The 23,983-nt window shown below is 59.1% G+C and carries 40 protein-coding genes and 1 tRNA gene; 25 read left to right on the top strand and 16 right to left on the bottom strand.

What is annotated here, in order from left to right:
• Position 1: 1 nt before the first annotated feature.
• The 6 genes from H3L91_RS03530 to H3L91_RS03505 all read right to left on the bottom strand — a co-directional run bounded on the left by H3L91_RS03530 (position 2) and on the right by H3L91_RS03505 (position 3,595).
• Positions 2 to 301, bottom strand: a complete 300-nt coding sequence (locus H3L91_RS03530) for a DUF1364 domain-containing protein (RefSeq protein WP_007342132.1) — start codon at positions 299 to 301, stop codon at positions 2 to 4.
• A complete protein-coding gene (locus H3L91_RS03525) occupies positions 298 to 903 on the bottom strand; it encodes a DUF1367 family protein (protein WP_007342131.1) in 606 nt (201 codons plus the stop codon). Before H3L91_RS03525 ends, H3L91_RS03530 begins: the two co-directional genes overlap by 4 nt.
• Positions 893 to 1,378 (bottom strand): hypothetical protein, encoded by a 486-nt coding sequence (locus tag H3L91_RS03520; protein WP_007342130.1) that lies wholly within the window; start codon positions 1,376 to 1,378, stop codon positions 893 to 895. Before H3L91_RS03520 ends, H3L91_RS03525 begins: the two co-directional genes overlap by 11 nt.
• Before the next feature lie 317 nt (positions 1,379 to 1,695).
• Complete coding sequence (locus H3L91_RS03515; RefSeq protein ID WP_040658725.1) at positions 1,696 to 2,460, bottom strand: ATP-binding protein; 765 nt, start codon at positions 2,458 to 2,460, stop codon at positions 1,696 to 1,698.
• Between the two features lie 17 nt (positions 2,461 to 2,477).
• Positions 2,478 to 3,374, bottom strand: a complete 897-nt coding sequence (locus tag H3L91_RS03510; protein ID WP_007342127.1) for a helix-turn-helix domain-containing protein — start codon at positions 3,372 to 3,374, stop codon at positions 2,478 to 2,480.
• On the bottom strand, positions 3,371 to 3,595 hold the full coding sequence (locus tag H3L91_RS03505) for a helix-turn-helix domain-containing protein (protein ID WP_154647187.1): 225 nt from the start codon (positions 3,593 to 3,595) through the stop codon (positions 3,371 to 3,373). The genes H3L91_RS03510 and H3L91_RS03505 overlap by 4 nt, the downstream gene beginning before the upstream one ends.
• 165 nt (positions 3,596 to 3,760) lie before the next feature.
• Between H3L91_RS03505 and H3L91_RS03500 the strand changes: the two genes are divergently transcribed.
• A complete protein-coding gene (locus H3L91_RS03500; RefSeq protein WP_007342125.1) occupies positions 3,761 to 3,946 on the top strand; it encodes a hypothetical protein in 186 nt (61 codons plus the stop codon).
• Here H3L91_RS03500 and H3L91_RS03495 read toward each other — a convergent pair.
• Both H3L91_RS03495 and H3L91_RS03490 read right to left on the bottom strand, forming a co-directional pair.
• Complete coding sequence (locus tag H3L91_RS03495; RefSeq protein WP_007342124.1) at positions 3,930 to 4,079, bottom strand: hypothetical protein; 150 nt, start codon at positions 4,077 to 4,079, stop codon at positions 3,930 to 3,932. The two genes, H3L91_RS03500 and H3L91_RS03495, sit on opposite strands and share 17 nt — an antisense overlap.
• Position 4,080: 1 nt before the next feature.
• On the bottom strand, positions 4,081 to 4,263 hold the full coding sequence (locus H3L91_RS03490) for a hypothetical protein (protein WP_007342123.1): 183 nt from the start codon (positions 4,261 to 4,263) through the stop codon (positions 4,081 to 4,083).
• Here H3L91_RS03490 and H3L91_RS03485 point away from each other — a divergent pair.
• Entirely contained in the window at positions 4,239 to 4,442 is a 204-nt protein-coding gene (locus H3L91_RS03485; RefSeq protein WP_007342122.1) for a KTSC domain-containing protein, read from the top strand. The two genes, H3L91_RS03490 and H3L91_RS03485, sit on opposite strands and share 25 nt — an antisense overlap.
• Here H3L91_RS03485 and H3L91_RS03480 read toward each other — a convergent pair.
• The gene (locus H3L91_RS03480; RefSeq protein ID WP_007342121.1) at positions 4,421 to 4,660 is read right to left on the bottom strand and encodes a transcriptional regulator; all 240 of its coding nucleotides are present in this window, start codon (positions 4,658 to 4,660) and stop codon (positions 4,421 to 4,423) included. The two genes, H3L91_RS03485 and H3L91_RS03480, sit on opposite strands and share 22 nt — an antisense overlap.
• A 114-nt stretch (positions 4,661 to 4,774) precedes the next feature.
• Between H3L91_RS03480 and H3L91_RS03475 the strand changes: the two genes are divergently transcribed.
• Genes H3L91_RS03475 through H3L91_RS03460 form a run of 4 tightly spaced genes read left to right on the top strand, consistent with a single transcriptional unit; the run spans position 4,775 to position 6,681 of the window.
• A complete protein-coding gene (locus H3L91_RS03475; RefSeq protein ID WP_081458568.1) occupies positions 4,775 to 5,440 on the top strand; it encodes a LexA family transcriptional regulator in 666 nt (221 codons plus the stop codon).
• 55 nt (positions 5,441 to 5,495) lie between these two features.
• Positions 5,496 to 5,906: a hypothetical protein gene (locus H3L91_RS03470; RefSeq protein WP_007342119.1), complete on the top strand. Its 411-nt coding sequence runs from the start codon at positions 5,496 to 5,498 to the stop codon at positions 5,904 to 5,906.
• Positions 5,888 to 6,265: a helix-turn-helix domain-containing protein gene (locus H3L91_RS03465; protein ID WP_007342118.1), complete on the top strand. Its 378-nt coding sequence runs from the start codon at positions 5,888 to 5,890 to the stop codon at positions 6,263 to 6,265. The genes H3L91_RS03470 and H3L91_RS03465 overlap by 19 nt, the downstream gene beginning before the upstream one ends.
• Complete coding sequence (locus H3L91_RS03460) at positions 6,262 to 6,681, top strand: hypothetical protein (RefSeq protein WP_007342117.1); 420 nt, start codon at positions 6,262 to 6,264, stop codon at positions 6,679 to 6,681. The genes H3L91_RS03465 and H3L91_RS03460 overlap by 4 nt, the downstream gene beginning before the upstream one ends.
• Before the next feature lie 72 nt (positions 6,682 to 6,753).
• On the opposite strand, the gene H3L91_RS03455 is transcribed toward H3L91_RS03460, so the two are convergent.
• Positions 6,754 to 7,506: a hypothetical protein gene (locus H3L91_RS03455; protein WP_007342116.1), complete on the bottom strand. Its 753-nt coding sequence runs from the start codon at positions 7,504 to 7,506 to the stop codon at positions 6,754 to 6,756.
• A gap of 233 nt (positions 7,507 to 7,739) precedes the next feature.
• Here H3L91_RS03455 and H3L91_RS03450 point away from each other — a divergent pair, with 233 nt between their 5' ends.
• The 4 genes from H3L91_RS03450 to H3L91_RS03435 all read left to right on the top strand — a co-directional run bounded on the left by H3L91_RS03450 (position 7,740) and on the right by H3L91_RS03435 (position 8,999).
• Positions 7,740 to 7,925 carry a hypothetical protein gene (locus H3L91_RS03450; protein WP_007342114.1) on the top strand — a complete coding sequence of 62 codons (186 nt, stop codon included), beginning with the start codon at positions 7,740 to 7,742 and terminating at the stop codon, positions 7,923 to 7,925.
• Positions 7,926 to 7,960: 35 nt separating this feature from the next.
• Positions 7,961 to 8,329, top strand: coding sequence for a hypothetical protein (locus H3L91_RS03445; RefSeq protein ID WP_007342113.1), 369 nt, complete (start codon positions 7,961 to 7,963; stop codon positions 8,327 to 8,329).
• An 11-nt stretch (positions 8,330 to 8,340) separates the two neighbouring features.
• Entirely contained in the window at positions 8,341 to 8,568 is a 228-nt protein-coding gene (locus H3L91_RS03440; protein WP_007342112.1) for a hypothetical protein, read from the top strand.
• A 164-nt stretch (positions 8,569 to 8,732) separates the two neighbouring features.
• Positions 8,733 to 8,999 (top strand): hypothetical protein, encoded by a 267-nt coding sequence (locus tag H3L91_RS03435; RefSeq protein ID WP_154647186.1) that lies wholly within the window; start codon positions 8,733 to 8,735, stop codon positions 8,997 to 8,999.
• 67 nt (positions 9,000 to 9,066) lie between these two features.
• Here H3L91_RS03435 and H3L91_RS03430 read toward each other — a convergent pair whose 3' ends face one another.
• Positions 9,067 to 9,903, bottom strand: coding sequence for a KilA-N domain-containing protein (locus tag H3L91_RS03430; RefSeq protein WP_182109871.1), 837 nt, complete (start codon positions 9,901 to 9,903; stop codon positions 9,067 to 9,069).
• A 264-nt stretch (positions 9,904 to 10,167) separates the two neighbouring features.
• On the opposite strand from H3L91_RS03430, the gene H3L91_RS03425 reads away from it, so the two are divergent.
• Genes H3L91_RS03425 through H3L91_RS03385 form a run of 9 tightly spaced genes read left to right on the top strand, consistent with a single transcriptional unit; the run spans position 10,168 to position 14,048 of the window.
• Positions 10,168 to 10,338: a hypothetical protein gene (locus H3L91_RS03425; RefSeq protein WP_154647185.1), complete on the top strand. Its 171-nt coding sequence runs from the start codon at positions 10,168 to 10,170 to the stop codon at positions 10,336 to 10,338.
• Positions 10,335 to 11,258 carry a phage recombination protein Bet gene (bet, locus tag H3L91_RS03420; protein ID WP_007342107.1) on the top strand — a complete coding sequence of 308 codons (924 nt, stop codon included), beginning with the start codon at positions 10,335 to 10,337 and terminating at the stop codon, positions 11,256 to 11,258. The genes H3L91_RS03425 and bet overlap by 4 nt, the downstream gene beginning before the upstream one ends.
• 48 nt (positions 11,259 to 11,306) lie before the next feature.
• Positions 11,307 to 11,915, top strand: coding sequence for a lambda exonuclease family protein (locus H3L91_RS03415; RefSeq protein ID WP_007342106.1), 609 nt, complete (start codon positions 11,307 to 11,309; stop codon positions 11,913 to 11,915).
• A 52-nt stretch (positions 11,916 to 11,967) separates the two neighbouring features.
• Entirely contained in the window at positions 11,968 to 12,294 is a 327-nt protein-coding gene (locus H3L91_RS03410; RefSeq protein ID WP_007342105.1) for a hypothetical protein, read from the top strand.
• Positions 12,295 to 12,323: 29 nt separating this feature from the next.
• Entirely contained in the window at positions 12,324 to 13,040 is a 717-nt protein-coding gene (locus H3L91_RS03405; protein WP_007342104.1) for a hypothetical protein, read from the top strand.
• Positions 13,006 to 13,251 carry a hypothetical protein gene (locus tag H3L91_RS03400; protein WP_007342103.1) on the top strand — a complete coding sequence of 82 codons (246 nt, stop codon included), beginning with the start codon at positions 13,006 to 13,008 and terminating at the stop codon, positions 13,249 to 13,251. Before H3L91_RS03405 ends, H3L91_RS03400 begins: the two co-directional genes overlap by 35 nt.
• Before the next feature lie 3 nt (positions 13,252 to 13,254).
• Positions 13,255 to 13,623 carry a DUF551 domain-containing protein gene (locus tag H3L91_RS03395; RefSeq protein ID WP_007342102.1) on the top strand — a complete coding sequence of 123 codons (369 nt, stop codon included), beginning with the start codon at positions 13,255 to 13,257 and terminating at the stop codon, positions 13,621 to 13,623.
• Entirely contained in the window at positions 13,620 to 13,832 is a 213-nt protein-coding gene (locus H3L91_RS03390) for a hypothetical protein (protein WP_007342101.1), read from the top strand. Before H3L91_RS03395 ends, H3L91_RS03390 begins: the two co-directional genes overlap by 4 nt.
• Positions 13,833 to 13,835: 3 nt before the next feature.
• Positions 13,836 to 14,048, top strand: a complete 213-nt coding sequence (locus tag H3L91_RS03385) for an excisionase (RefSeq protein WP_007342100.1) — start codon at positions 13,836 to 13,838, stop codon at positions 14,046 to 14,048.
• 30 nt (positions 14,049 to 14,078) lie between these two features.
• Here H3L91_RS03385 and H3L91_RS03380 read toward each other — a convergent pair whose 3' ends face one another.
• From H3L91_RS03380 to H3L91_RS03360, 5 genes are all read right to left on the bottom strand, one after another.
• Positions 14,079 to 15,290, bottom strand: coding sequence for a tyrosine-type recombinase/integrase (locus H3L91_RS03380; protein WP_007342099.1), 1,212 nt, complete (start codon positions 15,288 to 15,290; stop codon positions 14,079 to 14,081).
• 176 nt (positions 15,291 to 15,466) lie between these two features.
• Positions 15,467 to 15,559, bottom strand: a tRNA-Ser gene (locus H3L91_RS03375).
• A 205-nt stretch (positions 15,560 to 15,764) separates the two neighbouring features.
• Positions 15,765 to 16,103 (bottom strand): spore coat-associated protein camelysin, encoded by a 339-nt coding sequence (locus tag H3L91_RS12600; RefSeq protein ID WP_370992033.1) that lies wholly within the window; start codon positions 16,101 to 16,103, stop codon positions 15,765 to 15,767.
• 34 nt (positions 16,104 to 16,137) lie between these two features.
• On the bottom strand, positions 16,138 to 16,389 hold the full coding sequence (locus tag H3L91_RS03365) for a DUF1289 domain-containing protein (protein ID WP_007342097.1): 252 nt from the start codon (positions 16,387 to 16,389) through the stop codon (positions 16,138 to 16,140).
• A 128-nt stretch (positions 16,390 to 16,517) separates the two neighbouring features.
• Positions 16,518 to 16,940 carry a Spy/CpxP family protein refolding chaperone gene (locus tag H3L91_RS03360; RefSeq protein ID WP_007342095.1) on the bottom strand — a complete coding sequence of 141 codons (423 nt, stop codon included), beginning with the start codon at positions 16,938 to 16,940 and terminating at the stop codon, positions 16,518 to 16,520.
• Between the two features lie 241 nt (positions 16,941 to 17,181).
• Here H3L91_RS03360 and rpe point away from each other — a divergent pair, with 241 nt between their 5' ends.
• The 6 genes from rpe to H3L91_RS03330 all read left to right on the top strand — a co-directional run bounded on the left by rpe (position 17,182) and on the right by H3L91_RS03330 (position 23,832).
• Positions 17,182 to 17,862, top strand: a complete 681-nt coding sequence (gene rpe, locus H3L91_RS03355; protein ID WP_007342094.1) for a ribulose-phosphate 3-epimerase — start codon at positions 17,182 to 17,184, stop codon at positions 17,860 to 17,862.
• 70 nt (positions 17,863 to 17,932) lie between these two features.
• A complete protein-coding gene (gene folC, locus H3L91_RS03350) occupies positions 17,933 to 19,249 on the top strand; it encodes a bifunctional tetrahydrofolate synthase/dihydrofolate synthase (protein ID WP_007342093.1) in 1,317 nt (438 codons plus the stop codon).
• 20 nt (positions 19,250 to 19,269) lie between these two features.
• Positions 19,270 to 20,889, top strand: a complete 1,620-nt coding sequence (locus H3L91_RS03345) for an SPOR domain-containing protein (protein ID WP_007342092.1) — start codon at positions 19,270 to 19,272, stop codon at positions 20,887 to 20,889.
• Between the two features lie 97 nt (positions 20,890 to 20,986).
• On the top strand, positions 20,987 to 21,484 hold the full coding sequence (locus H3L91_RS03340) for a CvpA family protein (RefSeq protein ID WP_007342091.1): 498 nt from the start codon (positions 20,987 to 20,989) through the stop codon (positions 21,482 to 21,484).
• A gap of 127 nt (positions 21,485 to 21,611) precedes the next feature.
• The gene (gene purF, locus H3L91_RS03335; RefSeq protein WP_007342089.1) at positions 21,612 to 23,147 is read left to right on the top strand and encodes an amidophosphoribosyltransferase; all 1,536 of its coding nucleotides are present in this window, start codon (positions 21,612 to 21,614) and stop codon (positions 23,145 to 23,147) included.
• 70 nt (positions 23,148 to 23,217) lie between these two features.
• Entirely contained in the window at positions 23,218 to 23,832 is a 615-nt protein-coding gene (locus H3L91_RS03330; protein ID WP_007342088.1) for a hypothetical protein, read from the top strand.
• Positions 23,833 to 23,983: the final 151 nt, after the last annotated feature.

The raw sequence follows: 23,983 nt of genomic DNA, 5'->3' as shown, positions 1-23,983 counted from the left end.
TTCACTCCTTTATCTCTATCAACCCTTTTTCGGCGAGCTTCGCCAGCGTCCGCATCACCCCCTCGGCAAAGGCCGTCCGAATTTCGTCCGCGTCCAAATCGGTTTTCACCCGCCCGTCGCAGATGTCGTGGCAGTTGCTGCACGCATACACGCCCATAAAGTCGGGCGGCTTGATGCCTGTGCCGCAATAGCCCGCAAGGCGGTAATGGGCAAACACGGTGGTTTCCGGGTTGCGGTTGCAGATGCCCGGCAAACGGACAAGGCATTGCTCGCCGCGTGCGGATTCGGTAATTTTGCTCATGCGCCGAACGCCATCATCTCTTCCGCCGCCCTTAATGCGGCTTCTTGGTTTTCAAACTTGGCCGACAGCATCATGTTCCACGCCACATCGAAGCAGGCGCGGTAGAAGTCGTTGAACGCTTCCTGATCCATCTGGGCAAAACTGATGCTTTTCGCCTCCTTGCGGATGCCTGCGGGCGTTTCGTACACATCGAAATAGCCCGCCTCAATCGTCAGCCATTTGCGGAAGGCCTCCATGCTTTTCGGCACCGCGCCGACCTTTTCGCCGCGCTTTTTCGCCACGCCCAGCACGAACTCTTGGGCAAATTTGAGAAACAGGCCGCCGCTTTCGTGCAACGCTTCCAGCCGCTGCGCGAAACGCTCCACCATCGCCCGCTCGCCCTGCGTTACCAGCCCGCCCGTTGGCTGCCAGTATTCGTAGGCCAGCGGCAGCAGCCCGCCGAAAAACAGCTTGTGGTGCCGGTAGCTGCGGTCGGACAACTGCGTTACTTTGACGCGGTAGGCTCTGCCCGCCTGCAAAGAGCGCAGAATCTCCGCATCGGCGGCGGTGGCGGCGGCCAGCGTTCCGGCGGGCGTGCGGATAACGGCGGCTTCAATTGCCATCCCAACCCTCCCGCAGGCCGTCTGAAAAGCCCGTACCTTTGCGCCCCCACACCAACATGGCCGCGTCGCGCCCGTGTTCGCTGGTGCGCTCCTTCCAGCCTGTGAGCCGCGCAAACGCCTCTTTGGACAACTTGGTGCGGTTGGCCGCAGGCGGCAGCATCTCGAAGCTGACAATCTGCGGATACTGCCCGCGCAGGTCGTTCAGGCAGTCTTCCCAAATCTTCGCGTCGCGCTTCACACTGCCCGCCCCCTGCAAAGCCTCGCGCCCCTTCTCGCCGAACCAGCGGCGCAGACGCGCATCCTCCACCACGACATGCAGCCTGCTTTGTTCGCGGATGCAGAATGAAAGCGCGTGGTTCAGCTCGCTGATGGCGCGGTGGATCGGCAGTGTCAGCACATTGGTCAGCTTCCCATCCAGGCAGTAGGCAAAACCGGTTTTCACCCCGGTGTCGATGCCGATGTACCATGTCTTCATTTCAAAAATCCTCCGTTTCGTTTGCACGTTCCGTGTATCATAAAATTCCGTTTTTTCAATGAGTTTGCTTCTTTGCCCTTGTGGGGTCGGCCCCGTTTTTCAGACGGCCTCAAACCGTCTTTTCCTGCGCCTTTGCAGCCACTCAACCCGCTTTTGCACCCTCTCCGCCGAGGCCGCCTGAAACCGCCCGTTTCCGCATTCCGTTTCCGAGTTAAGGCAGCTCCAAGCCCTATCCCGCGACACCGTGCACACCAGAAACCCCTTCAAGCCCCGTTCCGCCGCCGCGAGAAAGTCGGCGTGGGCGCAGTTGAGGCAGTTCATTGGCGGTAGCTCGGCCAGTTGAAGGGGATGCGCTTGCCGCCGTTGTCGCGCAGGCGGTCGCGGATGCGGGCTTCGATGCGCCGCTGCCAGTCTTCTTCCGTCAGGTTGGTGAGTACCAGCGTCGGGCGCACGGCCTCGTAGCGGGCGTTGATCACCATGCCCAGCAGGCGGCTTTCGGTTTCCGTGGGGTTGCCTGCGCCAAATTCGTCCAGCACCAGCAAATCGGCCTGTACATACGGGGCGCAGGCGGCCGTTTCGCTGCCGCCGCCGAAGCTGTCTTTGATGCGCTGCATCATCCCGGCGGCTGTAATCACTACCGCGCTGTAGCCCTGTTCCAGCACTTCGTGGGCGATGCCGCAGGCCAGATGGTTTTTGCCTGTCCCCATGCCGCCGGCGAAAATGGCGCAGCGGCCGTTGGCGGACACGTCGGCGAAGTGGTCGGCGTAGTCCCGCGCAAAGGCTTTGGCGCGTTCCATCCGCATCCGTGTGGCCTCGTCGCCGCCGGTTTGGAAGTTGTCGATGCGGCATCCGGCAAAGCGCGGGGCAATGCCTGCGCGGCCGATACGGGCTTCCGTTTCCCGCCGCTTGGCTTCGCGGCGCAGGGTTTCGGCATAGTCAGCCGCTTCGTCGGCCTCGCGCCGTCTGACGCAGGCGGGGCAGCCTGTCCAGCAGCCGCGCACCGCGCTGTAGGACGTGTACGCGCCATGTTCGGCGCAGTGTTGCTGTTTGGCCTGACGTGCGCCGTAGTTTGTCGTCAGCATTTCGCCTATCGTCCGCATTACCGTATCTCCCCGATTTCGTCGCCGTAGTCGGCGTTTTCAAAATACTCGTTCCCGAAAAAGTGGCTGGTATGCCCGTTACCCGCCGCCCGCTCGCGGGTGTGTTTGTCTTGCAGCCAGTCGGCACGGAAACCCACCCACCCGCGCTCGCAGCACAGGGTGATGGCCTGCGTCAGCGACAAGCCCGCGCGGTTCGCCTCACGCTCCAAGCCCGCCAACGCGGTTTTCGTCAGCGTCGCCGCCCGCTTGTCTTTGCGCACTGCCAGATAGTCCTGCGCCAAATCCCCCTCCACGCCACGGTCGGCCAGCAGGTTCAGCGCGTCCAGCTCCCTGCGTGCGGCGGAAGGTTTGCGCTTGGCAGGTCTGGCAGATTGGGCAGGCGGGTTTTCAGACGGCCTGTCTGCAAGATTTGCCGAATCGGGCTGCTTAGCAGACGAATGAAGCGCATCGCGCGTAATATCCTTTTGTTCTCTCTGACGGTTATAGGTTTCTGACGGTTCTTCCTTATAGCAATGTTCAGAATCTGAACATTCCGAATGTTCAAAATCTGAACATTCACTGCCAAAATCTGAACATTCAAAATCTGAACATTCAAAATCTGAACATTCAAAATCTGAACATTCCGATGTATTGGGATTCAGATTGATGAGATACAGATCCGACTTGCGCATATTGCCTTTTTGACGGCGGTTCTTGCGCAGATAGCCGCGCTCTTCCAACCATTTGAGATGGTTGCCGACTGTCGTTCTGCCCATACTGCACTTGTCCATCAGAGTATCCTGTCCCGGATAACACAAGCCGTCGTCATTGGCGAAATTGCACAACACGGTCAGCACAAACTTTTGCCCGCTCGGAATCTTCAAATCCAGTGCGCCGGCCATCAGCTTCACACTCATGCCGCACCTCCCATCGAATAGCGCACATAACGCGCCCCGTCGTTTTCTTCACACACGCGGGCAATCGCAATCCCGCGCGCTTCCAGTTCCATAATCCGCGCCGAAAGCTGTGTGATTTTGAACAAATCGTAGGCTTCAAAACTCGTAACCGAGCCGCCCGCTTTAAAGTGCGCCAGCAATCGGGCGCACTGGCTGTTGTCTTTCAAAGGTTTCAATGGCATAATCCGCTCCGTAAGTTTTTGATACGAACTTTCATAATTTCCTCCCGCCCCCATTCGGGGGCATCTTTTTGCCCGTCTGTCCGGGCTGCCAAGCGTCTGTCCGCTTTGCCTCTCATCCGTGTAGAATGGAAGTTCCTACACAACCCTCTTCACGGAGAATCGAAAATGAATGAATCCGCTTACGCAACCGCCTTGGAAATCGCCAAACTCACTCTACAAACCAAATCGGACAAATTTTTGGCAGATCCAAGGTATCCTCGGGACAGTGCTCAAAACGTTGCCGCCTTTATTGAAGAATTGGCTAAAAGGCTGACGGAAATTGAAAAACAGCTGTCTAGCACATCTTCCTGACCAGTCTTAACGCATCAACCAGAGACGAAACCACCTCAAACGGCGCGGCCTTGCTTTGGCGCGCCTTCTTCCACGCCAGCTTTTCCAAACGCTTGCGCTCTTTCTTTTTCAGCTTCAAATATCTTTCTTTCATCTCAATCCTCCTTCACACCGCCGCGCCCGGCGGCCAGCTCCGCCAGCACCAGAAACGGCAAAAAATTCCGCAGCGGATGGCCTTGCGCATCGCGAAAATCCCACCCGTCAAACTGCGCTACAATTTCCTCCTTCGACATCATCGAAAAAGAGGCACGGAATGATTCACACACCTGTTCTTTCATCCAATCTTTCCTCCGTCGCCTGGCAGGCAGGCACACTCGAAATCCAATTCAAAAACGGCCGGCGATACCGCTACTTCGACGTACCCGAAGCCGTCTTCGTCCAACTGCTCCAAGCACCCTCCAAAGGCCGCTACTTCCACCGGCACATCAAAAACAACTACCCCTGCGCACCTGCCTGACCCTCCTTCAATTCAGGCCAAATTTCGTGCCAGTCGTCTGGGCGCAGGTCGCGGCGCGTTACCTGCCCGCCTGTGGCCTGTTCGATTTTCGGACAGTATTTCGGCGGCATTTTTCGGCGGCCGTTCTTGACCTGCCATAAAAACGCGGGGGCAATTCCGGTCTTCTTTGCCAGATCGGAAGCGGAAACCCCGCTGTTTAAATACTCAATTAATTTCATATAGCATTGATTTTGATTGGATGCTGAATAGTATAGCAAAGATACCGCAAGAATAGTAGCCTTGTTATTTTTAGCAATGCTTTAAAATTGCCAAACCAAACAAGGAGACTAAAAATGAACAGAATAGAACGGGTGAAAACCCTTATTGAAGAACGCTACAACGGCAATCAGACAGAATTTGCCCGCGCCGTCGGCAAAGCGGCGGCACAGGTGAACCAATGGATGAACGGCCACCGCAACATCGGCAACGGCGTAGCCTCCGACATCGAAAAAGCCCTAGACCTGCCGCGCGGCTGGCTGGATGACGAAGCCGCCCCCGTGCTCTACCGCAGCGACGCCCCCGTCATCCGCGAAGGCTGGCTGTCCGTGCCGCGCCTGGCCGCCACGGGCAGGATGGGGGACGGCATCGAAGCCGACGACCCCGACGAAATTGTGGATTTCGTGATTGTTTTAGAAACATGGGCGCGGCGGCAGTTCGGCGGCAACCTCGGCAAACTGCGCATCATCAACGCTAAAGGCGATTCCATGCAGGACACCATCAACCCCGGCGACGTGGTGTTTGCCGACACCTCCGCCGACCGCTACGACGGCGACGGCATCTACGTCATCCTCACCCCTTCTGGCCTGCGCATTAAACGCCTGCACGCCCTGGTCAGCGGCGGCCTCAACATCATCTCCGACAACAAAGCCTACCCCGTGGAAACCCTCGAGGGCGCAGCCCTTGAAAACCTGCGCATCTGCGGCCGCGTCAAAGGCCGCTGGACGCTGGAAACCTTCTGAACCGACCAAACCCGCGAGGCCGTCCGAAAACGCAAGTTCACATATAAGTAAACACATGAAGCCCAAAATACTCTACAATGGTGCAAGACCGCTCATCGTGCTGGCGGATGAGGGCGAATCTTCCGACTTGGAAAAAGAGCTGGCCGCCTTCCGTAACGACCGTCAAACCGTCCGTAAGGCTGCCGCCCTCGAAATCATCATGGAGCGTTTTGCCGCAGGTGAAAAATTGCCGTCCGCCATGTTCCACGAAGCCGGAGAAGCCGACGGCCTCAAAGTCATGGAATTCATCAAACAGCCCATCCGCATCTACGCCGTCCCCATACCCGGCACAAAAGGAATGCTGCTGCTGACCCACTCCGTTTGGAAAAAATGGCAGAAAACCAAAGCCGCCGACCTCAAAAAAGCCGCCAACGCCTTCAACAAACTGCAAATATCAGGAGCAATCAAATGTCTGATTACCGACTAATCAAGCAACAGGAAGCCGCAAAAATCGACTTTGCCATCATGCTCGACGGCCTGCTCGAAAGCAAACAACTCACCCAGACCGAACTGGCCGCACGCACAGGCAAAAGCAAATCCCTTATCAGCCGCCTAATGGGCGGCGACAGCAACCCCACCATCGAAACCATGGTATCCGTCCTCCACGCCGTCGGCGAAAACCTCGTCATCACCACCGAATCCCGCCTGCGCCGCGAATACACCGCCATCCTTTCCATGCAGGCCGCCAACAACCTGCCCGACACCACAGAACGCCGACCCGCCAAATGGACCACCGTCAACCTGACCATGCCCGCATGGCGCACAGAAAGCACAACCCAATCATGACCACAGTCAAACTACTGGCCTTCGACGTCCTGTCCGCACACATCGATCACACCCCCGAAATCATGCACGGCCTTATCCGCGAACAGGCAGGCATTACCGCCGAACGTCTGCAAATCAACGAAGAAGCCTTCCAAATCTGCTACGACATCCGCGCCGACTACACGGCGGAAACCGAAGACGGGCAAAACGCCGCCGCCATCACCGCCCGCTACCGCACCGTCTTCCAAATCGAACCGGCGGAAAACATCGACGGCTACACCGCCGACAAAGCGGCCGGCTTTCTCAAATCCAACCCCGGCATCATACAAACCGCAGCCGGAATGTTTAACGCGCTTGTCCACAAAGACCTCGCCGACCTGCGCCGCCGCCACAACATCCGGTCGGCACTGCCGATAGCGGAAATGACCGTCGAATAGCCGCACAAAAGGCCGTCTAAAAAATCAGACGGCCTTTTTACCAATCGCAACAGGCTGAAAACAACGGCAGTCTTATTTGATTTGACCGAAATTATTGATAAAAGTAGTAATATCGTCCTTATTGTTCAGTAAATATTTCTTTCCCTTATCCAAAACAGACAGGGTAACAGACAGATTGTCAGTCCCTTTTATCAAGCCCCTGTTGCGCAAGGTGGTGATATGACTGCTGGGGATAACGGCAAACACGGAACGCGCGGATTCCCTCATAAGAAAAATATAATACGTGTTGCCGCTGTGGTTGTTTTCAAACGATTTCAAATTAATACTGAAGCCGAAAGTGCCGTTGCTTTTCGGCTGCGCGGTTTTGACTTGAATGTGGTAATACAGGTTTTCTTTGGAAGCGACAATATCAATCCCTTTGTCCACCACCATTAAAGAAGCATTAAACCCCCAAAACAGCAATTCGCTCATAACGCCCAACTCCCCGGCCTTTCCCAAAAAGGCACTGTCTACCTGCGGGGCGATATTGACTTCGGTAGGCTTGGATATCCGCACCTGTTTAAGTCGGTACATTCCCTTCTTATATGAAACAACTTTCCCCTTTGCGTCTTTCTTCCCTGCCACCCGTGCAAAAACGGCATCTTTCTTTTTCACATGCGCAGACAGGGCACCCGACAATTTGCTGCCGAAAGCGGCGGCATCCAAGCCCATAGTCTGATTCGTCCGCAGCGCCGCCTCGGCAATTTCGTTGATATGCCCCTGACGGCCTTTGAAATTATTCAGCACGGCATAGGCAACCTGCAATATCGGGGTCAAATCTTCCATTTTTATTCCTTTAATTTTGTGTCATTGGGTAAATGGCGCACTATATATCCGCGCCTCCGAGTCTGACAACCGCCCGAAAAGGGCGGTTTTTTTGTGCCTGCACAAACTTTGTTATAAATAAAATCAACAATATACAATCTTTGCTAAATAAAATCGTATCTTTGCTATTGTATTGTTTATTAGCTTTGCTATAATCCACCCCATCGAAACAACGCAACCAACAAGGAGCCCCCATGAAACCCATCCACAACCTCATGCGCCACCACTACGGCAAAGACGAAACCACCCTCGGCCGCCTATACAAAAGCCGCAGCCGCTACGAACTGCGCTACATCGACGGCACAGTGATCGAAGCAGGCAGCCTGCCCGAAGCCTCCGCCGCCCACCACAACGCCCACCCCTTCAACTACCTCGCCTAAACCGCACGCCCCCGCAAGGGGGCAGGGAGCAAAGCATGAAACCCCTCAACCCCCACGCAGAGGGCGCATGGCTGGCCGCCGAAGCCGCCTACTACCGCGCCATCGACGCAGCCGAAGCGGCGGAAGCAGAGGCCGAAGCAAACGCCGCCGCCCTCAAAGCCGACTGCGCCGCCATCGCCTGCCGCATCTACCCCGAATACCGCCGCGAGTGCATCGAAGCAACGGGCGTTGTTCCCAACGATGCAGCCGACAAAACCGATTGGCGCGAATGGCTCGCCGACGAAGCCGCCCGCTGCCGCGACCCCCGCATGGCCGACGCTATGAACTGCCACATAGACGCAGAAGAAGACTTCACCTTCCCCGCCCAAATGGAACACAGCTACACCGCCGCACAGGCCGCCTGAAAGGAACAGCCATGACCGACGACCAACTCGCCGACCTGATTGCCAAACCCTACAAACAACCCGCCGCCGCCATGACGCTGGCCGCAGAAATTGCCGCCACCGAACCCATCGACACCCTGTACCGCAAAGTCGGCACAGACACATGGAACAAAATCATGGCCGCCCTCGAAACCATCGCCCACACCCGCCTCGCCGAAGAAATCGACGAGTACAACTGGGAAAAACGCCCGACCGAATAATCCCAAGATTGCCGCGCCGTCAGTCGGACGAGTGGGCGCGGCACGGCCTAATCCCTGCCGAAACAAACCCCGACAACACGCGGCCTGAATTTCTCCCCATTCCTTGGCAGGCGCGGCGCGGGCGGGACGAAGAAACCGCCACCCCCAAAACAAAGGACAAACAAATGACCCCCGAAAAACTCACCGCCTGGGCAGTCTTCGCCGCCGCCCTGATTGCCATCTCCGCCATAGGCGGCTGCGACACCCCAGAGCCGCAAACCCTGCGGCAGCAAATACAGCCCGCCGTCTTCGCCGAACCGCCCGAAGCCGCGCATTACAGAGAAATGGCCGAAGCCTTCGAAGCCGCCGCCAAAAGCGCGCGCGAAAGCGAGAAACGCGCCCTCGAAGCCGACAAAAGCACCATCATCCCCCCCTACGAACCCGTCATGTAGGGCGCGTCCCGACCCGCCGCAAAAAAGGCCGCCTGAAATTCAGACGGCCATAAAGGAGAAAACAATGTCAAATCAAAGATTCGCAGCGGCGCAAACAGCTATCCGTATCCGCCCGCTCGAACGCACTGTTGATTTTGGGCATTTCGCGCAGCAGGGCTTTGTGGACGCGGGACAGAAAGGCCGCGCTTTCCACCGGCAGCGTGCGCATCGTAACCGCCTTATCGCAGCCCAAAGCCGCCAGCGGCGCGGCCACGCCCCGCAGCAAATCGTTTGCCCACGCGCAATAGTAGGCGACAACCGCCAGCTCCCGCAGCTCGCTTTGGCTGAACGTGATGGCAGACGGCTTTTCAGACGGCCTCACAGCGTCCAACACCTCGCCGGACAACGCGCCCAGCGTCAGCGTATGCACATAGCGCACCGCCTCCGGCAGGGTTTCGCGCGGCAAATCCTCAATGGCCGCCACCCCGAAACGCTGGTGCAGCATATGGTAGGCCGACGAAAAATCAATGCCGCGCCGCACCACCAAAGCCGCCACCGCCTGCCGCAAACCCTTACGCTCGTCGGCGGAAGTTTGGGAAGAGGTTTTCAGACGGCCTGAAAGAGCTGCATCAAAGGTGCGGATAACCAGAAGAAAGAATTTCGCGCTTATCCAAGTGGCGTAGGCATAAGCCAGTTCTTTGCAGACGAAAGTACCATGTTTTTGTTTTGACTGAATAATTTCCTCTTCCGACTGCAATTCCTCATTTTTGAGGAAATTAATTAAATCAACGGTTTGCGCATTCCGAAGCCAGTTTGCAGGCTGAAAGCGTTTCTCGCCGCCGCTGGCGCGGTGCAAATCGTTCAGATTGTAGAGATTATTGGAAGTTTGGCGGATTGCCACGTTTGAAATTTGAATTGAGTTCATTTTGAACACCTTGACTAAATAGAGATTAGAGAAAGCCCAAAAGGGCGGGGTGCTCTCTTCCAAGTCAAGTTGGACGCGGGCGTTACCGCTACCGCACACCCCAAAGATTTCAGGCCGTCTGAAAAATCAGACAACCCTTTAATGGGGCATGATGCAGAAAAATTTGCACAAAAACCGCGTTTGGCGACGCGGGTGCAACTTGACTTGGAGAGAGAACCCGCATCATACCCCACCCCCCAACCCAAAGCAACCGGAGACCAAACCATGCCCGACTACTACCTGCGCCGCCACGGCAAAGAATGGGAAATCGGCCAAATGCGCTACGACCCCAAACACGGCGACAAAACCGTCAACCGCCGCGAACCCCTCGAAACCCACCCCGCCTACGAACAGGCGCGACAACGCTACGACCAACTCACAGGAGCAGCCAAATGACCATCGCCAACAACCAAGCCATCGCCCTTGCCAAACAGTTCAACATCCAAGGCGACCCCGCCGAACTGGTGCAAACCCTCAAACAAACCGTATTCAAAGGCGATGTAACCGACGCCCAGTTCAACGCCCTGTTGATTGTTGCCACCCAATACGGCCTCAACCCCTTTACCAAAGAAATCTACGCCTTCCCCGACAAACAAAACGGCATCGTCCCCGTCGTCGGCGTAGACGGCTGGGCGCGCATCATCAACAACCATCCCCAGTTTGACGGCATAGAGTTCAACTATTCGGAAGAGCTCGCCACCCCCGAAGGCGGCAAAAACAAAGCCCACGAATGGGTGGAGTGCGTCATCTACCGCAAAGACCGCAGCCACCCGATTGCCGCCCGCGAATACCTCGACGAAGTGTACCGCCCGCCGTTTAAAACCAAATACGGAGAAGTGGCCGGCCCGTGGCAGAGCCACACCAAACGCATGCACCGCCACAAAGCCATGATCCAAGCCGCCCGCCTCGCCTTCGGCTTCACCGGCATCTACGACGAAGACGAAGCCGAACGCATCAAAGACGCCAAAGACGGCATCAAACCCGAACAGGCCAACCCCTTTGCCGGAGAACGCGACCACCCCCGCCGCGCCGAAATCGCCGCCCAAGGCCAAGCCGCCGCGAATAACGGCATCGAAGCCTACCGCGCATGGTTTGCCGCCATCGGCAAAGAAGAGCGGCACATCCTCGGCGCAGACGAACACAACCGCCTCAAAGCCCTCGCCGAAAACACCATACAGGCCGACCCCCGCCCCGGCCTCACCGAAGCCGAATTTGACGCCCTCGCCGGCCGCATCACCACCGGCGACGCCGACATAAACGACGCCCAAGCCTACGCCCTCACCCCCGAGCAACAGGCACGCCTCGACAAACTGTAAACCTTTCAGACGGCGCACAAAAGGCCGTCTGAAAAAAGGAAACCCCCTATGCAGCAGCACACCGAAGAATGGCATCAGGCACGCTGCGGCAAACTCACCGCCAGCCGCATTCACGACGCCACCGCCAAAACCGCCCGCACAGGCTACACCGCCGCCCGCGAAAACTACAAAGCAGAACTCATCTGCGAACGCCTCACCGGCCAACCCTACGGCAGCTTCGAAACTCCCGCCATGCGCCACGGCACAGACACCGAACCGCAGGCACGCGCCGCCTACATCATCGAAACCGGCAACGACGTAACCGAAACCGGCTACCACCCCCACCCCGCGATTGCAGACAGCGGAGCCAGTCCAGACGGACTGATAGGAGAAGACGGCCTAATCGAAATCAAATGCCCCAACACCGCCACCCACCTCGCCTTCATCCGCAGCGGCCGCCCCAAACCGCAATACCACGCCCAAATGCAATGGCAGATGGCCTGCACCGGACGGCAATGGTGCGACTTCGTCAGCTACGACCCCCGCCTGCCCGAACACCTCGCCATCCGCATCAAACGCATAGAGCGCGATAGCGACACCATCGCCCGGCTCGAAACCGAAGCGCAAAAATTCCTCGCCGAAGTCGCCGCCGAAACCCAATACCTGCAAAGCCTCTGAACTTTCAGACGGCCTCAACCCCTTTACCAACAGCCTAAAAAGGAGACCCCAAATGACCCAATTCAAATTCGGCGACCGCGTACAAGACACAGAAGGCAGACAGTTCGTATTCCTGCGCGACTACCTATCAAGCTGTACCGTCGCATCGTCAGACGGGAAAACGCACGATTACCTGCTGAATAAAATCTGCCCGTGCGCAACCGAACCACACCCCGACACCGAGCGGCTGGACTGGCTGGCAGACCGCGACAACCACATCGGCAACGTGCAACTGCCCGCCGAATGCGTCGCGTGCAACCTGCACAGCCTGCGCGATGCTATCGACATGGCAATGCGGATGCAGCCTGAAAACGCCGAAACACAGGAAGAGGCCGTCTGAAAACCCACCCGACCCGAAAGGACAAACCCATGATTTCCACCTTCGGCGCAAGCCGCGAACAGGCCGACCGCTTTATCGCCCTGTACCGCGGCAAAGCCCCCATCCGCGCCGCCGCCCACGAAGCAGGCATCAGCATCATCCAAGCCACCATGATCGCCCAGGCATCCGGCATCCTGCGCCTCACCGAAGGCTTCATCGTCAACAGCAGGGGCGCGGAAATCGGCCGCGTCGGCGAAAGCCTGTTTGCCCGCCACCTGCCCGAAGCCGTCAACACCAACCTGTCCGTACAGTTCAACAACCCCGCCTACGACTTCATCCTCAACGGCGCGAAAATCGACGTCAAAAGCTCGGCGGGATTTGAAAACAAAGGCAATAAAGGAAACCTCAAATACCGCTTCCGCTGCCGCAACAAATTCAAAACCGACCTGTTCGTCATGTTTGCCAAAACCAACCCCGAAGCCGACGACGGCGACGCAGACAGCTACACCCACTGCCTCATCATCCCCAGCCTGTTCCTGCTCAACCAAAAGCAGGTAGAAGTAACACAAAAAACCATCATGGAAAAACAAGGCGCGTGGTCGGAATTTCTCTTTCCCGTAGCCGAGCTGAGGCAAAACATCCTTCTGCTCACCGCAAACCCGCAACACCTCGCCATCCCGCCCGAACTCAAAACAGCGGCACAGGCCAACCAAACCTTAAAGGACGAATGTCATGCAAAATCAAAGCGTAACCGCACAGCTTCGTGAAGAACTCTTCACCACCCTGCGCGGCCTCAAAGACGGCAGCATCAACATCGAAACCGCCCATGCCGTCAGCAAAATCAGCAGCAACATCATCAGCACCGTCGTTGTCGAAATACAGGCCGCCCAAACCCTCGGCACAGACAAAATCACCGCCATCAACGGACTGGATACCCGGCAAATAAGCGGCGGCGTTGTTCACAGAATAAAAGGATAAAACATGACACCCGAACAAATCGAGCAAGAAAGAACCGCGTTTGAAGCGTGGTATAAAGAAATATTCGGATACCTGCCGAAAAAGTACAAAGACGGAACTTTTATGTCCTCATCAAGAGCAGATGAGGTTAATCCGCAAGATATGTTTGAGGGCTGGCTCGCCCGCGCCGAACAGAGCAGCTGGATAAGCGTGGGGGACAGACTGCCGAAAAAATGTGATTTTTATCTGGTTTGGGACGACGTAGAGAAAAGCAGATTTGAAGCCTGCTTCATCCCTGAAAAACAGATATTCCGCTATCAAGGAGGAAACATCACCGATTACGTAACCCACTGGCAACCACTCCCCCAACCGCCCGAAGGAGCAACCGCATGAACCCCATCCGCCAACGCGAAGAAGCCCGGCAATTCCTCGAAGAAGCCGAACGCAGCGCAGCCATTGCCGTGCGCATCCTCGAAAACGCGCAGAAGCAGAAAGCCGCCGCAGCCGCCCACGAACAAAAAGCCCTGCACTGTCTAACCGTCAACACCGCCCTCACAGCCCTCGTCTTCGGCCTGTGGCTGGGCATCGCCATAGGAGGCTAGGCCGTGAACGACATCATCACCCTGGACGGCGTCAAAGAACTGTGGACACTCCCCGGCAAACGCCCGCCCAGCACCACAACCATCTGGCACTACCGCAGGCAGGGGCGCGTCCCCCAGCCCATCAAGGCAGGGCGCGACAACCTCTACCGCCGCAGCGAAGTCGTCCGCCTGCGCAACCGCCATCTCGGACTGCCGCCCGAAACCGATATGCAGTAACAACCATGCCGCCCGATTTGGGCGGCATCTTTATTTGCGCCGGTATTTTTCGCGCAAAGCCATCACATCATCGCCCCAGCGCGTCAGCACCTCCCGCCGCTCGTCCAACAACTCCGCACGGTTGTACGCCCGCTGCGTCTTGTCCTGAATCGAGTGGGACAACAAAAGCTCCCCCACATCGTGCCGCACCTTAAACACCTCCCGCAGATACGTCCGCGCCAACGACCGCAGCCCGTGCGCCGTCGAATCCAGCCCCATCTTCTGCCGCAGCTTGATACGCACCGATTCTACCGACATCGGCTTGTTATAGCCCAAACCCTCAAACAGCCACACCCCGCGCACATTAATTGCCACCGCCTCACGGTAGATTTGCAGCAGCGCAGGCGTCAGCGGCACCACATGCGGCCGCGTCTTCATCCGCTCCAACGGAATCTCCCACAAACCCGCGTCCAAATCGATTTCCGACAGCCGTGTCTCCGCCGCCTCCGCAGGCCGCACCATACTCAACAACTGCCAATAAACCAGCAGCCGCGCCCGCAGCCCCACCCCGTCCGCCGTTTCCAGCCGCTCGATTAGCAAAGGCAGCTCCCGCCAGTCCAACGCCGCGAAATGCCGCTCCCTCGGCTTGCGGAACACCTGCCGCCCGATGACCGCGACCGGATTGGCCGCCAGCGTCCCGTCCGCCACAAAATAGTCAAACAGCAGATTCAGGCTGCTTTTCGTGCGCTTCAAATACGACAGCACCCCCCGCGCCTCCATCCCGCGCAGCACATCGACCACCTCCGCCGTCGTGATAGAACGGATGTCCCGCCCGCGAAACGACGGCAGCACATTGTCTCCCAGCGCAGACAACACCTGCGCCGCATACTTCGGATTCTTGCCGCTGCCCGTCTTCCCGTCCTGTGTGCGCCACAACTCGAACCAGCGCGACAGGCAGTTTTCAAACCGCCACTTCGCCGCCACATCGTCAGACACCGCCTTCGGATCGCCGCCCCGCGCCAGCCGCACCAGCATCTCATCCCGCCACGCCCGCGCATCCGCCAAACCAAAGCGCGGATACAGCCCGAGCGTTGCCGTATCCTGCCGCCCGTCCGGCCGCCGGTAGCTCAAACGCCAAGACTTCCCGCCCGTCGGCAGCACCCACAGCGCAAGCCCGCCCCCGTCCGACAGCTTATAGAGCTTGTCCTTCGCCCGCGCAGCCTTCACCTGCGCCAACGTCAGCGGCTTCACAATTTTCGGCATAATCCGGCATCCCGTTTTGTTCAGATACCAAATAAAATACCATAAAAAAATTAAAAAGATTAAAAAACGATTGGAAACGTCCTAAAACGTCCGAAAGAAAAAACAGGGTAAGCCGTTGAAAACTTACCCTGTTTTGATTGATTTTGAAAGTTTGTAAAAACTTCCAGAAAGTTAAGTGGCGGAGTAAGAGGGATTCGAACCCTCGATGCAGGTTGACCCCACATGCTTCCTTAGCAGGGAAGTGCCTTCAGCCTCTCAGCCATTACTCCGTAAAGAAAGCGCGGACTATACGCAAGGGCGTGTACGCTGTCAACGGCGGGGTGGGGGTTTCGGCGGCGGATTCGGGTAAGATGATGACGGGAAAGATGAAATATCCGGTGTTCCGAACAGCCGCCCTGCCCGCGCCGAAGTTGTGTTTTCAGACGGCCTTAGAACGTGTCGGCATTCAATACGCCTGTGGTTTCAAAACCCGCTTTAAAAGGCATATCCGTAGCCTTCGTAGCTTTGGCGGATGTCGCCGCTGCCGCCTTCGATGCGGTACACGCTGCGCGGCGGCGGGTTGCGTGCTTCGCAGCGGCGGCGGCGGTTGTGGCGGTCGTAGTAGCAGTCGTAGCCGGAATAGGCGGAGGCGGGAGTGGTGTCGCCGTAGATGACGGTGGTGCCGGGCGGGGCGTTGACGGTAACGGTTTTGTGGATGACGGTGCGGTTTTCGACGGGCAGGTCGATGCGGGCGTAGCGGCCGTAGGGGGTGTCGCTGTATTCGCAGGCGGCGAGGGCAATCGGCAACAGTAGGGCGAGGCGGGCGGGGTTCATGTTGTGTGCTCCAAAGTTGGTTTTCAGACGGTCTTTATGTGAAATCGAAGCCTTGCTGCGCGGGGTTTTCTGCCGGATGACGGGTTTTTTCGGCCGCAGTCTGGCTGCGTTTTTTGCGGCGGGCGGCAATCAGGCGCATGACTTGGTGTTTCTGGCCGTCGGTCATTTTCAGCCAGTAGAGCCGCTCTTCGCGGCTGCGCAGGCAGCCGACGCAGCAGCCTTTGTCGTCGGCGCGGCATACGCCGATGCAGGGGCTGGGGATGTCGAAGAAGTCGGGTTGTTCCATGTTGCGGTGTCCGGCGTTGGATGCGGGCGGTATTCTGACATTGCAGGGCGGGCGGGACAACAGGCCGTCTGAAAAAGCGGGGCGCAAAAAAGGGAACGGCGGTTTCCGTTCCCTGTTGTCCGTCTGCCTCAGGTGAGGCATTTCTGCACCCACACGCGCTGCTGCTGCGGGTTGAGCAGTTGGTAGAATTTATATTGGATGCCCAGTTCTTCTTCGGCAAACTGCAAGCCGGTTTCGTAGCGTTCGCCGATGTAGCGGTGCGCCAGCCGTTCGTCAAACTGGGAGGAGGAGAGGATGCGCAGCAGGTGGTCGCGGCGGGCGCGTTCGCTGTGGCGGTTTTGCGCGTTGAGGCGTTCGACGGCCTGTTTGTATTCGCCGCGCAGGCTGCGCAGCTCTTCGTATTGTTCGCGCGAGAGGCGCAGCTGGCGGATGTCGCAGTTGGGTTGGAAATCTTGGATGTTGAGGGCGGCGGCGGGGAGGAAGGGTTGGCCGCACAGCAGGCCGGACACGGCGGCGGCACGCAAAAAGCGGCGTTGTTTGGCGTTAAACACTTTGTTCTTTCTCGGCTTTGTCGTCGGGCGGTTGGAGCGGTGGGAAATATACGGGAGCGGCCTGTAAACACGGTATAATAGCCGTAAACTTGGGTAAAACAAACTTTGACTGCCATGATATTGCGCAACCCTGCCCCTCATCCGCCGCCGCGCGGAATTTTATGTTGTAAAAACGCTATAACTTTTATTTTTATGCCGTTTGGAATAAAACGGGCATCCGAAGAGCCGCCGAAAGCATCCCATGCAGAAATTCCGTATCGCCCCCAGCATTTTGTCCGCCGATTTCGCCCGCTTGGGCGAGGAAGTTACCCGCGTTGTCGAGGCGGGCGCGGATTTGATCCATTTTGACGTGATGGACAACCATTACGTGCCCAACCTCACCTTCGGCCCGATGGTGTGCACCGCCATCAAGCCCTACGCCGCCGTGCCGGTGGACGTGCACCTGATGGTCGAACCGGTGGACAGCCTCATCGCCGCCTTCGCCGACGCGGGCGCGGACATCATCACCTTCCACCCCGAAGCCAGCCGCCACGCCGACCGCAGCCTCGCCCTCATCCGCGAGCGCGGCTGCCAGGCCGGGCTGGTGCTCAACCCCGCCACCTCCGTGTCCGTTTTGGAAAACGTACTCGACCGCCTCGACATGGTGCTGCTGATGTCGGTCAACCCCGGCTTCGGCGGCCAGAGCTTTATCCCGCACACTTTCGCCAAGCTGCGCCAAACCCGCGCCCTGCTCGACGCATACGAAGCGCAAAGCGGACGGCGTATCGCACTGGAAGTGGACGGCGGCATCAAAACCGCCAACATCGCCCAAGCCGCCGCCGCCGGCGCGGACACCTTCGTCGCCGGCTCCGCCATCTTCGGCCAGCCCGACTACCGCGCCGTTATCAGCCAAATGCGCGCGGAGCTTGCAAAGGCCGTCTGAAAAAAGGCCGTCTGAAAACGCCAAACTGCTTTTCAGACGGCCTCAACCATAGATATACACGGAAGCCCCCATGAAAACCCTCAGCCAATGGCTCGCCCACCTCGAAACCGCCCACAGCAACGGCCTCATCGACATGGGCTTGGAACGCGTCGGCGAAGTAAAACGGCGCATGAAGCTCAACCCCGCCTGCCCCGTCGTCATCGTCGGCGGCACCAACGGCAAAGGCTCGGTCTGCGCCTTTCTCACCGCCATCTATAAAGAAGCCGGCTTCAAAACCGGCACCCTCACCAGCCCCCACCTGCTGCGCTACAACGAACGCATCGCCCTCAACGGCCAACCCGTTTCAGACCGCCTCATCACCGATGCCTTCGAGCGCATCGAAGCCGCGCGCGGCGACATCTCGCTCACCTATTTCGAGTTCAACACCCTCGCCGCCGCCGACATCTTCATCCGCGAACAGGCCGACATCATCATCCTCGAAGTCGGCCTCGGCGGCCGGCTCGATGCCGTCAACATCTTCGACGGCGACGTCTCCGTCATCACCAGCATCGACCTCGACCACCAAGCCTTCCTCGGCGACACCGTCGAACAAGTCGCCTACGAAAAAGCCGGCATCCTGCGCGGCGGCCGCCCCGCCGTCTGCGGCCAAAACCCGCCGCCGCAAAGCCTGCTCGACCACGCCCGCAGCGTCGGCGCAGACCTTTTGCTGTACAAACGCGATTACAGCCTCGCCAAACTCGAAAACCAGCAATGGTCGTTCCGCTTCCACCCCGAACACAGCAGCACCTTTTCAGACGGCCTCAAACGCAACCGCAACGCCCTGCCCATGCCCGCCCTGCGCGGCAGCTACCAGCTCGCCAACGCCGCCGCCGCCCTCGCCGCCATCGAATGCCTCAACGCCAAACTCCCCATCGACGCCGGCGCCATCAAACGCGGCCTCCTCGGCGCAGAAAACCCCGGCCGCTTTCAAGTCCTCCCCGGCCGCCCCCTCACCGTCTGGGACGTCGGCCACAACCCCCACGCCGCCCGCGCCATGCGGCAAAACCTCATCGGCCTGCCCTTCGCGCAAAAACGCACCGCCGTATTCAGCATCCTCGCCGACAAAGACATCGGCGGCGTCGCCGCCATCCTTAAAGACCAGTTCGACATCTGGTACGTCGCCCCCCTGCACCTGCCGCGCGGCATGAGCGGCGAAGCCATCGAAACCGCGCTCCGCGCCTGCGGCATCACCGAAATCCGCCGCTTTCCCAACGTCGCGGCGGCCTACCGCGCCGCTTTGGCGGACAGCGGCGAAAATGATAGAATCGCCGCCTTCGGCTCCTTCCACACCGTCGCCGAAGTCATGACAATCACCGACAAACCCACCGGCCACCACGCGGCGGGATAAAACGCAGAACGGGAAACAAAATGGCAGACAAACGACTCGATTCGCTCAACGAATACGAACAAATCAAACGCAAAAACCGCCGCCGCCTCGTCGGCGCGTCGGCCATGGTCGCCGCCGCCGGCATCGTCTTCGGCCTCACCGTCAACGGCGGCGCGGACGACACCCCGCCCCCCGCCGTCAAAACCGAAATCCCCGCCCAAAGGCCGTCTGAAAACCCCGCCTCCGCCGCGTCCGAATACGCCGCCAACCAGGACGAAGACGCCGCCGACACCTACGACATCTCCGCCGAAACCGCCTCCGACACCCCCGCTCCCGCCGCCCGCAAAAAAGAAGCCAAACCCGTTTACGAACTCAAAGAAGGCCAGGAAAGCGTCGAACAAACCGACGACGACGGCTCCGTGCGCACCATCGTCAAAAAAGCCGACCCCGCCGCCCCCCTGCCCGCCGTAACCATCAACAACACCGACCAACAGGCCGCCGAACGCGCCCGCCGCAAAGCCGCCGAAAAACTGGCGCGGGAAAAACGCCTCGCCGCCGAAAAAGCCCGCATCGAAGCCGAACGCAAGGCCGACGAAGCCCGCCGCATCGAAGTCGAACGCCTCACCGCCGAAGAAGACCGCGCCGAAGAAGCCGAACGCCGCGCCGCCGCCCGCGAAAAACGCCTGCGCGAAATCCGCGCCGAAGGCGAGCGGCTGGAAAAACAGCGCGCCGAAGCCGAAGCCAGAAAAACCGCCCGCGAGCAACGCCTGGCCGAACGCAGACAGGCCGAAGCGCAAAGGCAGGCACTGGCCGAAAAACAAGCCGCCGAACGCAGACAGCTTGCCGAACAGCAGCGGCGTGAAACCGAAGAAAAACGCCTGGCCGAACAGAAAAAACGGCAGGAAGCCAAACAACGCCTGGCCGAAGAGCGCAGAGCCGCCGAAGAAAAACGCCTTGCCGAGCAGAAAAAACAGCAGGAAGCCAAACAACGTCTGGCCGAAGAGCGCAGAGCCGCCGAAGAAAAACGCCTCGCCGAGTTGAAAAAACAGCAGGAAGCCAAAAAACAGGCCGAAGCCAAACGCGCCGAACAGAAAAAACAGGAAGCCGCCCGCGTGCAGACACTGGCCGAAAAACACGCGGCCGAGCGCAAACAGCTTGAAGAGCGGCAAAAAGCCGAGCTGCGCCAAGCCGCCGAAGAAAAACGTGCCGCCGACCTGAAAAAACAGGAAATCAAAAAACAGGCAGAAGAGCGCAAAGCCGCCGAAGAAAAACGCCTGGCCGACGAGAAAAAAGCCGCCGCGCTGAAAAAACAGCAGGACGCGGCCAAACAAAAAGAAGCCGACAAAGCCAACCGCGCGCGGCAGGCTCTGGAAAACAAAAGCAGACCCGCCAAACCCGACCCGCAGGCCATCCTCGAAAACCAGAAAGGCCGCCGCGCCATGATCCAAACAGGCGCGTACCGCTCGCAGGAGCAGGCGAAAAAAGCCCAGCAGCGACTGGCCGACGCCGGATACAGCGCGGTCGTGCGCGAAGTGGACACCGCCAACGGCAAAGTGTACCGCGTGCGCACCGGCACCTTCCCCAGCCGCGACGAAGCACAAAAAGCCCTCGACCGCATCAAAGCGCAGGGCATGGACGGCGCAGTCGTCCTCGGCAAATAGCATGCAGGCCGTCTGAAAACGCAGCTTCGACGCAGCCCAAACCTGTTTTTACGTTTTTCAGACGGCCTCCGACCAACCGCAAAGCACAGGCAAGGCCATGACCCTATTCGATATTTCCGTCCTCGCCATCGTCGGCCTCTCCGCCGCCGCCGGCGCGGTGCGCGGCATGATCGGCGAAGTGCTGTCGCTGGTTTCTTGGCTGTTTGCCCTGTCGGTGGCCAAACTCGCCGCCGCCCCGCTGGGCGCGACCGTTTTATCGTCGGTGCAGCCCCCCGTCCTCGCCACCGCCGCCGGCTTCGTCGCCGCCTTCGCCGCCGTGCTGCTGGCCATGTCGCTGCTGCGCCCGCTGCTCACCGGCGGCGCGAAAGCCGTCGGCCTCGGCGGCCTCAACCGCCTGCTCGGCGCGCTGTACGGCATCGTGCGCGGCGGCGCAGCGGTTACGCTGGCGGTGCTGGTCTGCGCCTTCACCGACCTGCCGCAGAGCGAAGACTGGCAGCAGTCGTACAGCGCACCCTTTTTCGAGGGCGCGGCCGATGCCGCCGTGCCCTACCTGCCCGCCTATCTGTCGGAAAAAATCACCCGCTACGGCGGCTGAACAACATGCTGCCGCCACGTTTTGTTTTGCAAAGGCCGTCTGAAAACGCGCTTTCAGACGGCCTCCACAGCAAACCGGCAAACCGCCGCCCGCCCTGCGGGCATTTCAACCATTCGGAGATCATTTCATGTGCGGAGTTTTCGGCCTTGTCGCCAACGAACCGGTCAACCAGCTTCTGTATGACGGCCTGCAAATGCTGCAACACAGAGGGCAGGACGCGGCCGGCATCGCCACCCTGAACGGTTCGACCTTCCACATGCACAAAGGCAAAGGCATGGTGCGCGAAGTGTTCCGCACCCGCAACATGCGAGAGCTCTCGGGCAACACCGGCATCGGCCACGTGCGCTACCCCACCGCCGGCAACGCGGGCAGCACCGCCGAAGCCCAGCCCTTCTACGTCAGCTCCCCCTTCGGCATCATGCTGGCGCACAACGGCAACCTCACCAACACCGACGAGCTCTACCGCAGCGTGTGCGACAAACACCTGCGCCACGTCAACACCGGCTCCGATTCCGAAGTGCTGCTCAACGTCCTCGCCCACGAGCTGCACCGCGAAACCGCCCTTTCAGACGGCCACACCCTCACCCCCGACCACATCTTCAACGCCGTCTCCCGCCTGCACACACTCGTGCGCGGCGCATACGGCGTCGTCGCCCTGATCGCCGGCTACGGCCTGCTCGCCTTCCGCGACCCCTACGGCATCCGCCCGCTGGTTTTGGGCAGAAACCGCCGCGCCGACGGCAAAACCGACTGGGCCGTGGCCTCCGAATCCGTCGTCTTCAACAGCCTCACCTACGAAACCGTGCGCGACATCGCCCCCGGCGAAGCCGTCTTCATCACCACCGACGGCAAACTGCACAGCCGCCAGTGCGCCGCACACCCCAAGCTCGCCCCCTGCCTGTTCGAATACGTCTATTTCGCCCGCCCCGATTCCGTCATCGACGGCGTGTCCGTCTATCAGGCGCGCGTCAACATGGGCATCACCCTGGCCGAAAAAGTCAAAAGCGAAATCGATTTGGCCGACATCGACGTCGTCATGCCCATCCCCGACACCAGCCGCCCCAGCGCAATGGAACTCGCCGCCCACCTGGGCAAACCCTACCGCGAAGGCTTCATCAAAAACCGCTACATCGGCCGCACCTTCATCATGCCCGGCCAGGCCACCCGCAAAAAATCCGTGCGCCAGAAACTCAACCCGATGGACAGCGAATTCAAAGGCAAAAACATCCTGCTGGTTGACGACTCCATCGTACGCGGCACCACCAGCCGCGAAATCGTCGAAATGGCCAAAGCCGCCGGCGCGAAAAAAGTCTTCTTCGCCTCCGCCGCCCCCGAAGTACGCTATCCCAACGTCTACGGCATCGACATGCCCACCCGCGAAGAACTCATCGCCAACGGCCGCACCGCCGCCCAAATCGCCGCCGAAGTCGGCGCAGACGGCTGCGTCTTCCAAGACCTCGCCGCCCTCGAAAACGTCATCCGCGCCATGAACCCCGCCATCGAAGCCTTCGACGACTCCTGTTTCAGCGGCCGCTACCTCACCGGCGACATCGACGAACCCTACCTGCAACGCCTCTCCGAAGGCAAATCCTCCGGCGCGGCCGCCTTCGTCCTCCCCGGCCTCATCGACCACAGCGTCCGCATCGAAGAAAGCGACGAATAAAGCACACAAAAGGCCGTCTGAAAACGCCCCGCCTCCTTCCCACCTTCCCATAACAAAACAGAAAGAAACCATGAAACACACCCCCTGCCTCACCGCCCTCCTCTGCGCCCTCGCCCTCACCGCCTGCCAGCCGGAAAAAGCAACGCCCGCCGCAGCATCCGCCCCCGCCCAAACCCCCGCCTCACCGGCAGCGGCATCCGGCCCCGCCGCGCAACACGAAGCCGCAGGCCACACCGACGCCGTCTCCAAAGAAGACCCCGCCTTCAAAGCCGACGCGCTGGCACTCTTGAAACAAATCGAAGAAATCGGCGCGCAAAGCTCCGCCTACCTCGATTCCGAAGAAATGCGCAAAAAGGTCGAAGAACTCAAAACCAGCAAAGACCCCGCCCGCCGCAACAGCCTCAGCATCGAAATCTACCGCAGCAACATCCAAGCCTACCAAGATGCCGTGGCCAAGCTGCAAGCCTTCAAAGCAAACGACAAAGAAGTAACCGCCCTGCGCGACTTGTGGATCAAAAAATTCCAAACCGACATCAAACTCTTTGAAATCCAAATCAAAGAAACCGGCGGCAAACTGACCGACGAGCAGATACAGGAAAAATACAAAGACCTCTACCGCCAAAACCGCGAACTGGCGCAGGACGCGGCCGAGCAGAACATGGCCTTTTACAAACGCACGCGCTGAAACACCCGCCAAAACAAGGCAGAGGCCGTCTGAAAAACACTTTTCAGACGGCCTCTGTTGTTCAGGTAGGGTGGGTCGAGACCCGCCGCAATCGCCGCAACGTGCCACTTCCCGCAAACGGTGGATCGAGACCCACCCTACCCATCGCGCA

It is taken from the genome of Neisseria bacilliformis, from assembly GCF_014055025.1.
Classification (GTDB): Bacteria; Pseudomonadota; Gammaproteobacteria; order Burkholderiales; family Neisseriaceae; genus Neisseria; species Neisseria bacilliformis.
This window is presented reverse-complemented; position numbering and strand designations above follow the sequence as displayed.

Coding starts and splice junctions, on each gene's coding strand:
- H3L91_RS03530 (WP_007342132.1), bottom strand. CDS start 301: ATGAGCAAAATTACCGAATCCGCACGCGGCGAGCAATGCCTTGTCCGT.
- H3L91_RS03525 (WP_007342131.1), bottom strand. CDS start 903: ATGGCAATTGAAGCCGCCGTTATCCGCACGCCCGCCGGAACGCTGGCC.
- H3L91_RS03520 (WP_007342130.1), bottom strand. CDS start 1,378: ATGAAGACATGGTACATCGGCATCGACACCGGGGTGAAAACCGGTTTT.
- H3L91_RS03515 (WP_040658725.1), bottom strand. CDS start 2,460: ATGCTGACGACAAACTACGGCGCACGTCAGGCCAAACAGCAACACTGC.
- H3L91_RS03510 (WP_007342127.1), bottom strand. CDS start 3,374: ATGAGTGTGAAGCTGATGGCCGGCGCACTGGATTTGAAGATTCCGAGC.
- H3L91_RS03505 (WP_154647187.1), bottom strand. CDS start 3,595: ATGCCATTGAAACCTTTGAAAGACAACAGCCAGTGCGCCCGATTGCTG.
- H3L91_RS03500 (WP_007342125.1), top strand. CDS start 3,761: ATGAATGAATCCGCTTACGCAACCGCCTTGGAAATCGCCAAACTCACT.
- H3L91_RS03495 (WP_007342124.1), bottom strand. CDS start 4,079: ATGAAAGAAAGATATTTGAAGCTGAAAAAGAAAGAGCGCAAGCGTTTG.
- H3L91_RS03485 (WP_007342122.1), top strand. CDS start 4,239: ATGATTCACACACCTGTTCTTTCATCCAATCTTTCCTCCGTCGCCTGG.
- H3L91_RS03490 (WP_007342123.1), bottom strand. CDS start 4,263: ATGAAAGAACAGGTGTGTGAATCATTCCGTGCCTCTTTTTCGATGATG.
- H3L91_RS03480 (WP_007342121.1), bottom strand. CDS start 4,660: ATGAAATTAATTGAGTATTTAAACAGCGGGGTTTCCGCTTCCGATCTG.
- H3L91_RS03475 (WP_081458568.1), top strand. CDS start 4,775: ATGAACAGAATAGAACGGGTGAAAACCCTTATTGAAGAACGCTACAAC.
- H3L91_RS03470 (WP_007342119.1), top strand. CDS start 5,496: ATGAAGCCCAAAATACTCTACAATGGTGCAAGACCGCTCATCGTGCTG.
- H3L91_RS03465 (WP_007342118.1), top strand. CDS start 5,888: ATGTCTGATTACCGACTAATCAAGCAACAGGAAGCCGCAAAAATCGAC.
- H3L91_RS03460 (WP_007342117.1), top strand. CDS start 6,262: ATGACCACAGTCAAACTACTGGCCTTCGACGTCCTGTCCGCACACATC.
- H3L91_RS03455 (WP_007342116.1), bottom strand. CDS start 7,506: ATGGAAGATTTGACCCCGATATTGCAGGTTGCCTATGCCGTGCTGAAT.
- H3L91_RS03450 (WP_007342114.1), top strand. CDS start 7,740: ATGAAACCCATCCACAACCTCATGCGCCACCACTACGGCAAAGACGAA.
- H3L91_RS03445 (WP_007342113.1), top strand. CDS start 7,961: ATGAAACCCCTCAACCCCCACGCAGAGGGCGCATGGCTGGCCGCCGAA.
- H3L91_RS03440 (WP_007342112.1), top strand. CDS start 8,341: ATGACCGACGACCAACTCGCCGACCTGATTGCCAAACCCTACAAACAA.
- H3L91_RS03435 (WP_154647186.1), top strand. CDS start 8,733: ATGACCCCCGAAAAACTCACCGCCTGGGCAGTCTTCGCCGCCGCCCTG.
- H3L91_RS03430 (WP_182109871.1), bottom strand. CDS start 9,903: ATGAACTCAATTCAAATTTCAAACGTGGCAATCCGCCAAACTTCCAAT.
- H3L91_RS03425 (WP_154647185.1), top strand. CDS start 10,168: ATGCCCGACTACTACCTGCGCCGCCACGGCAAAGAATGGGAAATCGGC.
- bet (WP_007342107.1), top strand. CDS start 10,335: ATGACCATCGCCAACAACCAAGCCATCGCCCTTGCCAAACAGTTCAAC.
- H3L91_RS03415 (WP_007342106.1), top strand. CDS start 11,307: ATGCAGCAGCACACCGAAGAATGGCATCAGGCACGCTGCGGCAAACTC.
- H3L91_RS03410 (WP_007342105.1), top strand. CDS start 11,968: ATGACCCAATTCAAATTCGGCGACCGCGTACAAGACACAGAAGGCAGA.
- H3L91_RS03405 (WP_007342104.1), top strand. CDS start 12,324: ATGATTTCCACCTTCGGCGCAAGCCGCGAACAGGCCGACCGCTTTATC.
- H3L91_RS03400 (WP_007342103.1), top strand. CDS start 13,006: ATGCAAAATCAAAGCGTAACCGCACAGCTTCGTGAAGAACTCTTCACC.
- H3L91_RS03395 (WP_007342102.1), top strand. CDS start 13,255: ATGACACCCGAACAAATCGAGCAAGAAAGAACCGCGTTTGAAGCGTGG.
- H3L91_RS03390 (WP_007342101.1), top strand. CDS start 13,620: ATGAACCCCATCCGCCAACGCGAAGAAGCCCGGCAATTCCTCGAAGAA.
- H3L91_RS03380 (WP_007342099.1), bottom strand. CDS start 15,290: ATGCCGAAAATTGTGAAGCCGCTGACGTTGGCGCAGGTGAAGGCTGCG.
- H3L91_RS12600 (WP_370992033.1), bottom strand. CDS start 16,103: ATGAACCCCGCCCGCCTCGCCCTACTGTTGCCGATTGCCCTCGCCGCC.
- H3L91_RS03365 (WP_007342097.1), bottom strand. CDS start 16,389: ATGGAACAACCCGACTTCTTCGACATCCCCAGCCCCTGCATCGGCGTA.
- rpe (WP_007342094.1), top strand. CDS start 17,182: ATGCAGAAATTCCGTATCGCCCCCAGCATTTTGTCCGCCGATTTCGCC.
- folC (WP_007342093.1), top strand. CDS start 17,933: ATGAAAACCCTCAGCCAATGGCTCGCCCACCTCGAAACCGCCCACAGC.
- H3L91_RS03345 (WP_007342092.1), top strand. CDS start 19,270: ATGGCAGACAAACGACTCGATTCGCTCAACGAATACGAACAAATCAAA.
- H3L91_RS03340 (WP_007342091.1), top strand. CDS start 20,987: ATGACCCTATTCGATATTTCCGTCCTCGCCATCGTCGGCCTCTCCGCC.
- purF (WP_007342089.1), top strand. CDS start 21,612: ATGTGCGGAGTTTTCGGCCTTGTCGCCAACGAACCGGTCAACCAGCTT.
- H3L91_RS03330 (WP_007342088.1), top strand. CDS start 23,218: ATGAAACACACCCCCTGCCTCACCGCCCTCCTCTGCGCCCTCGCCCTC.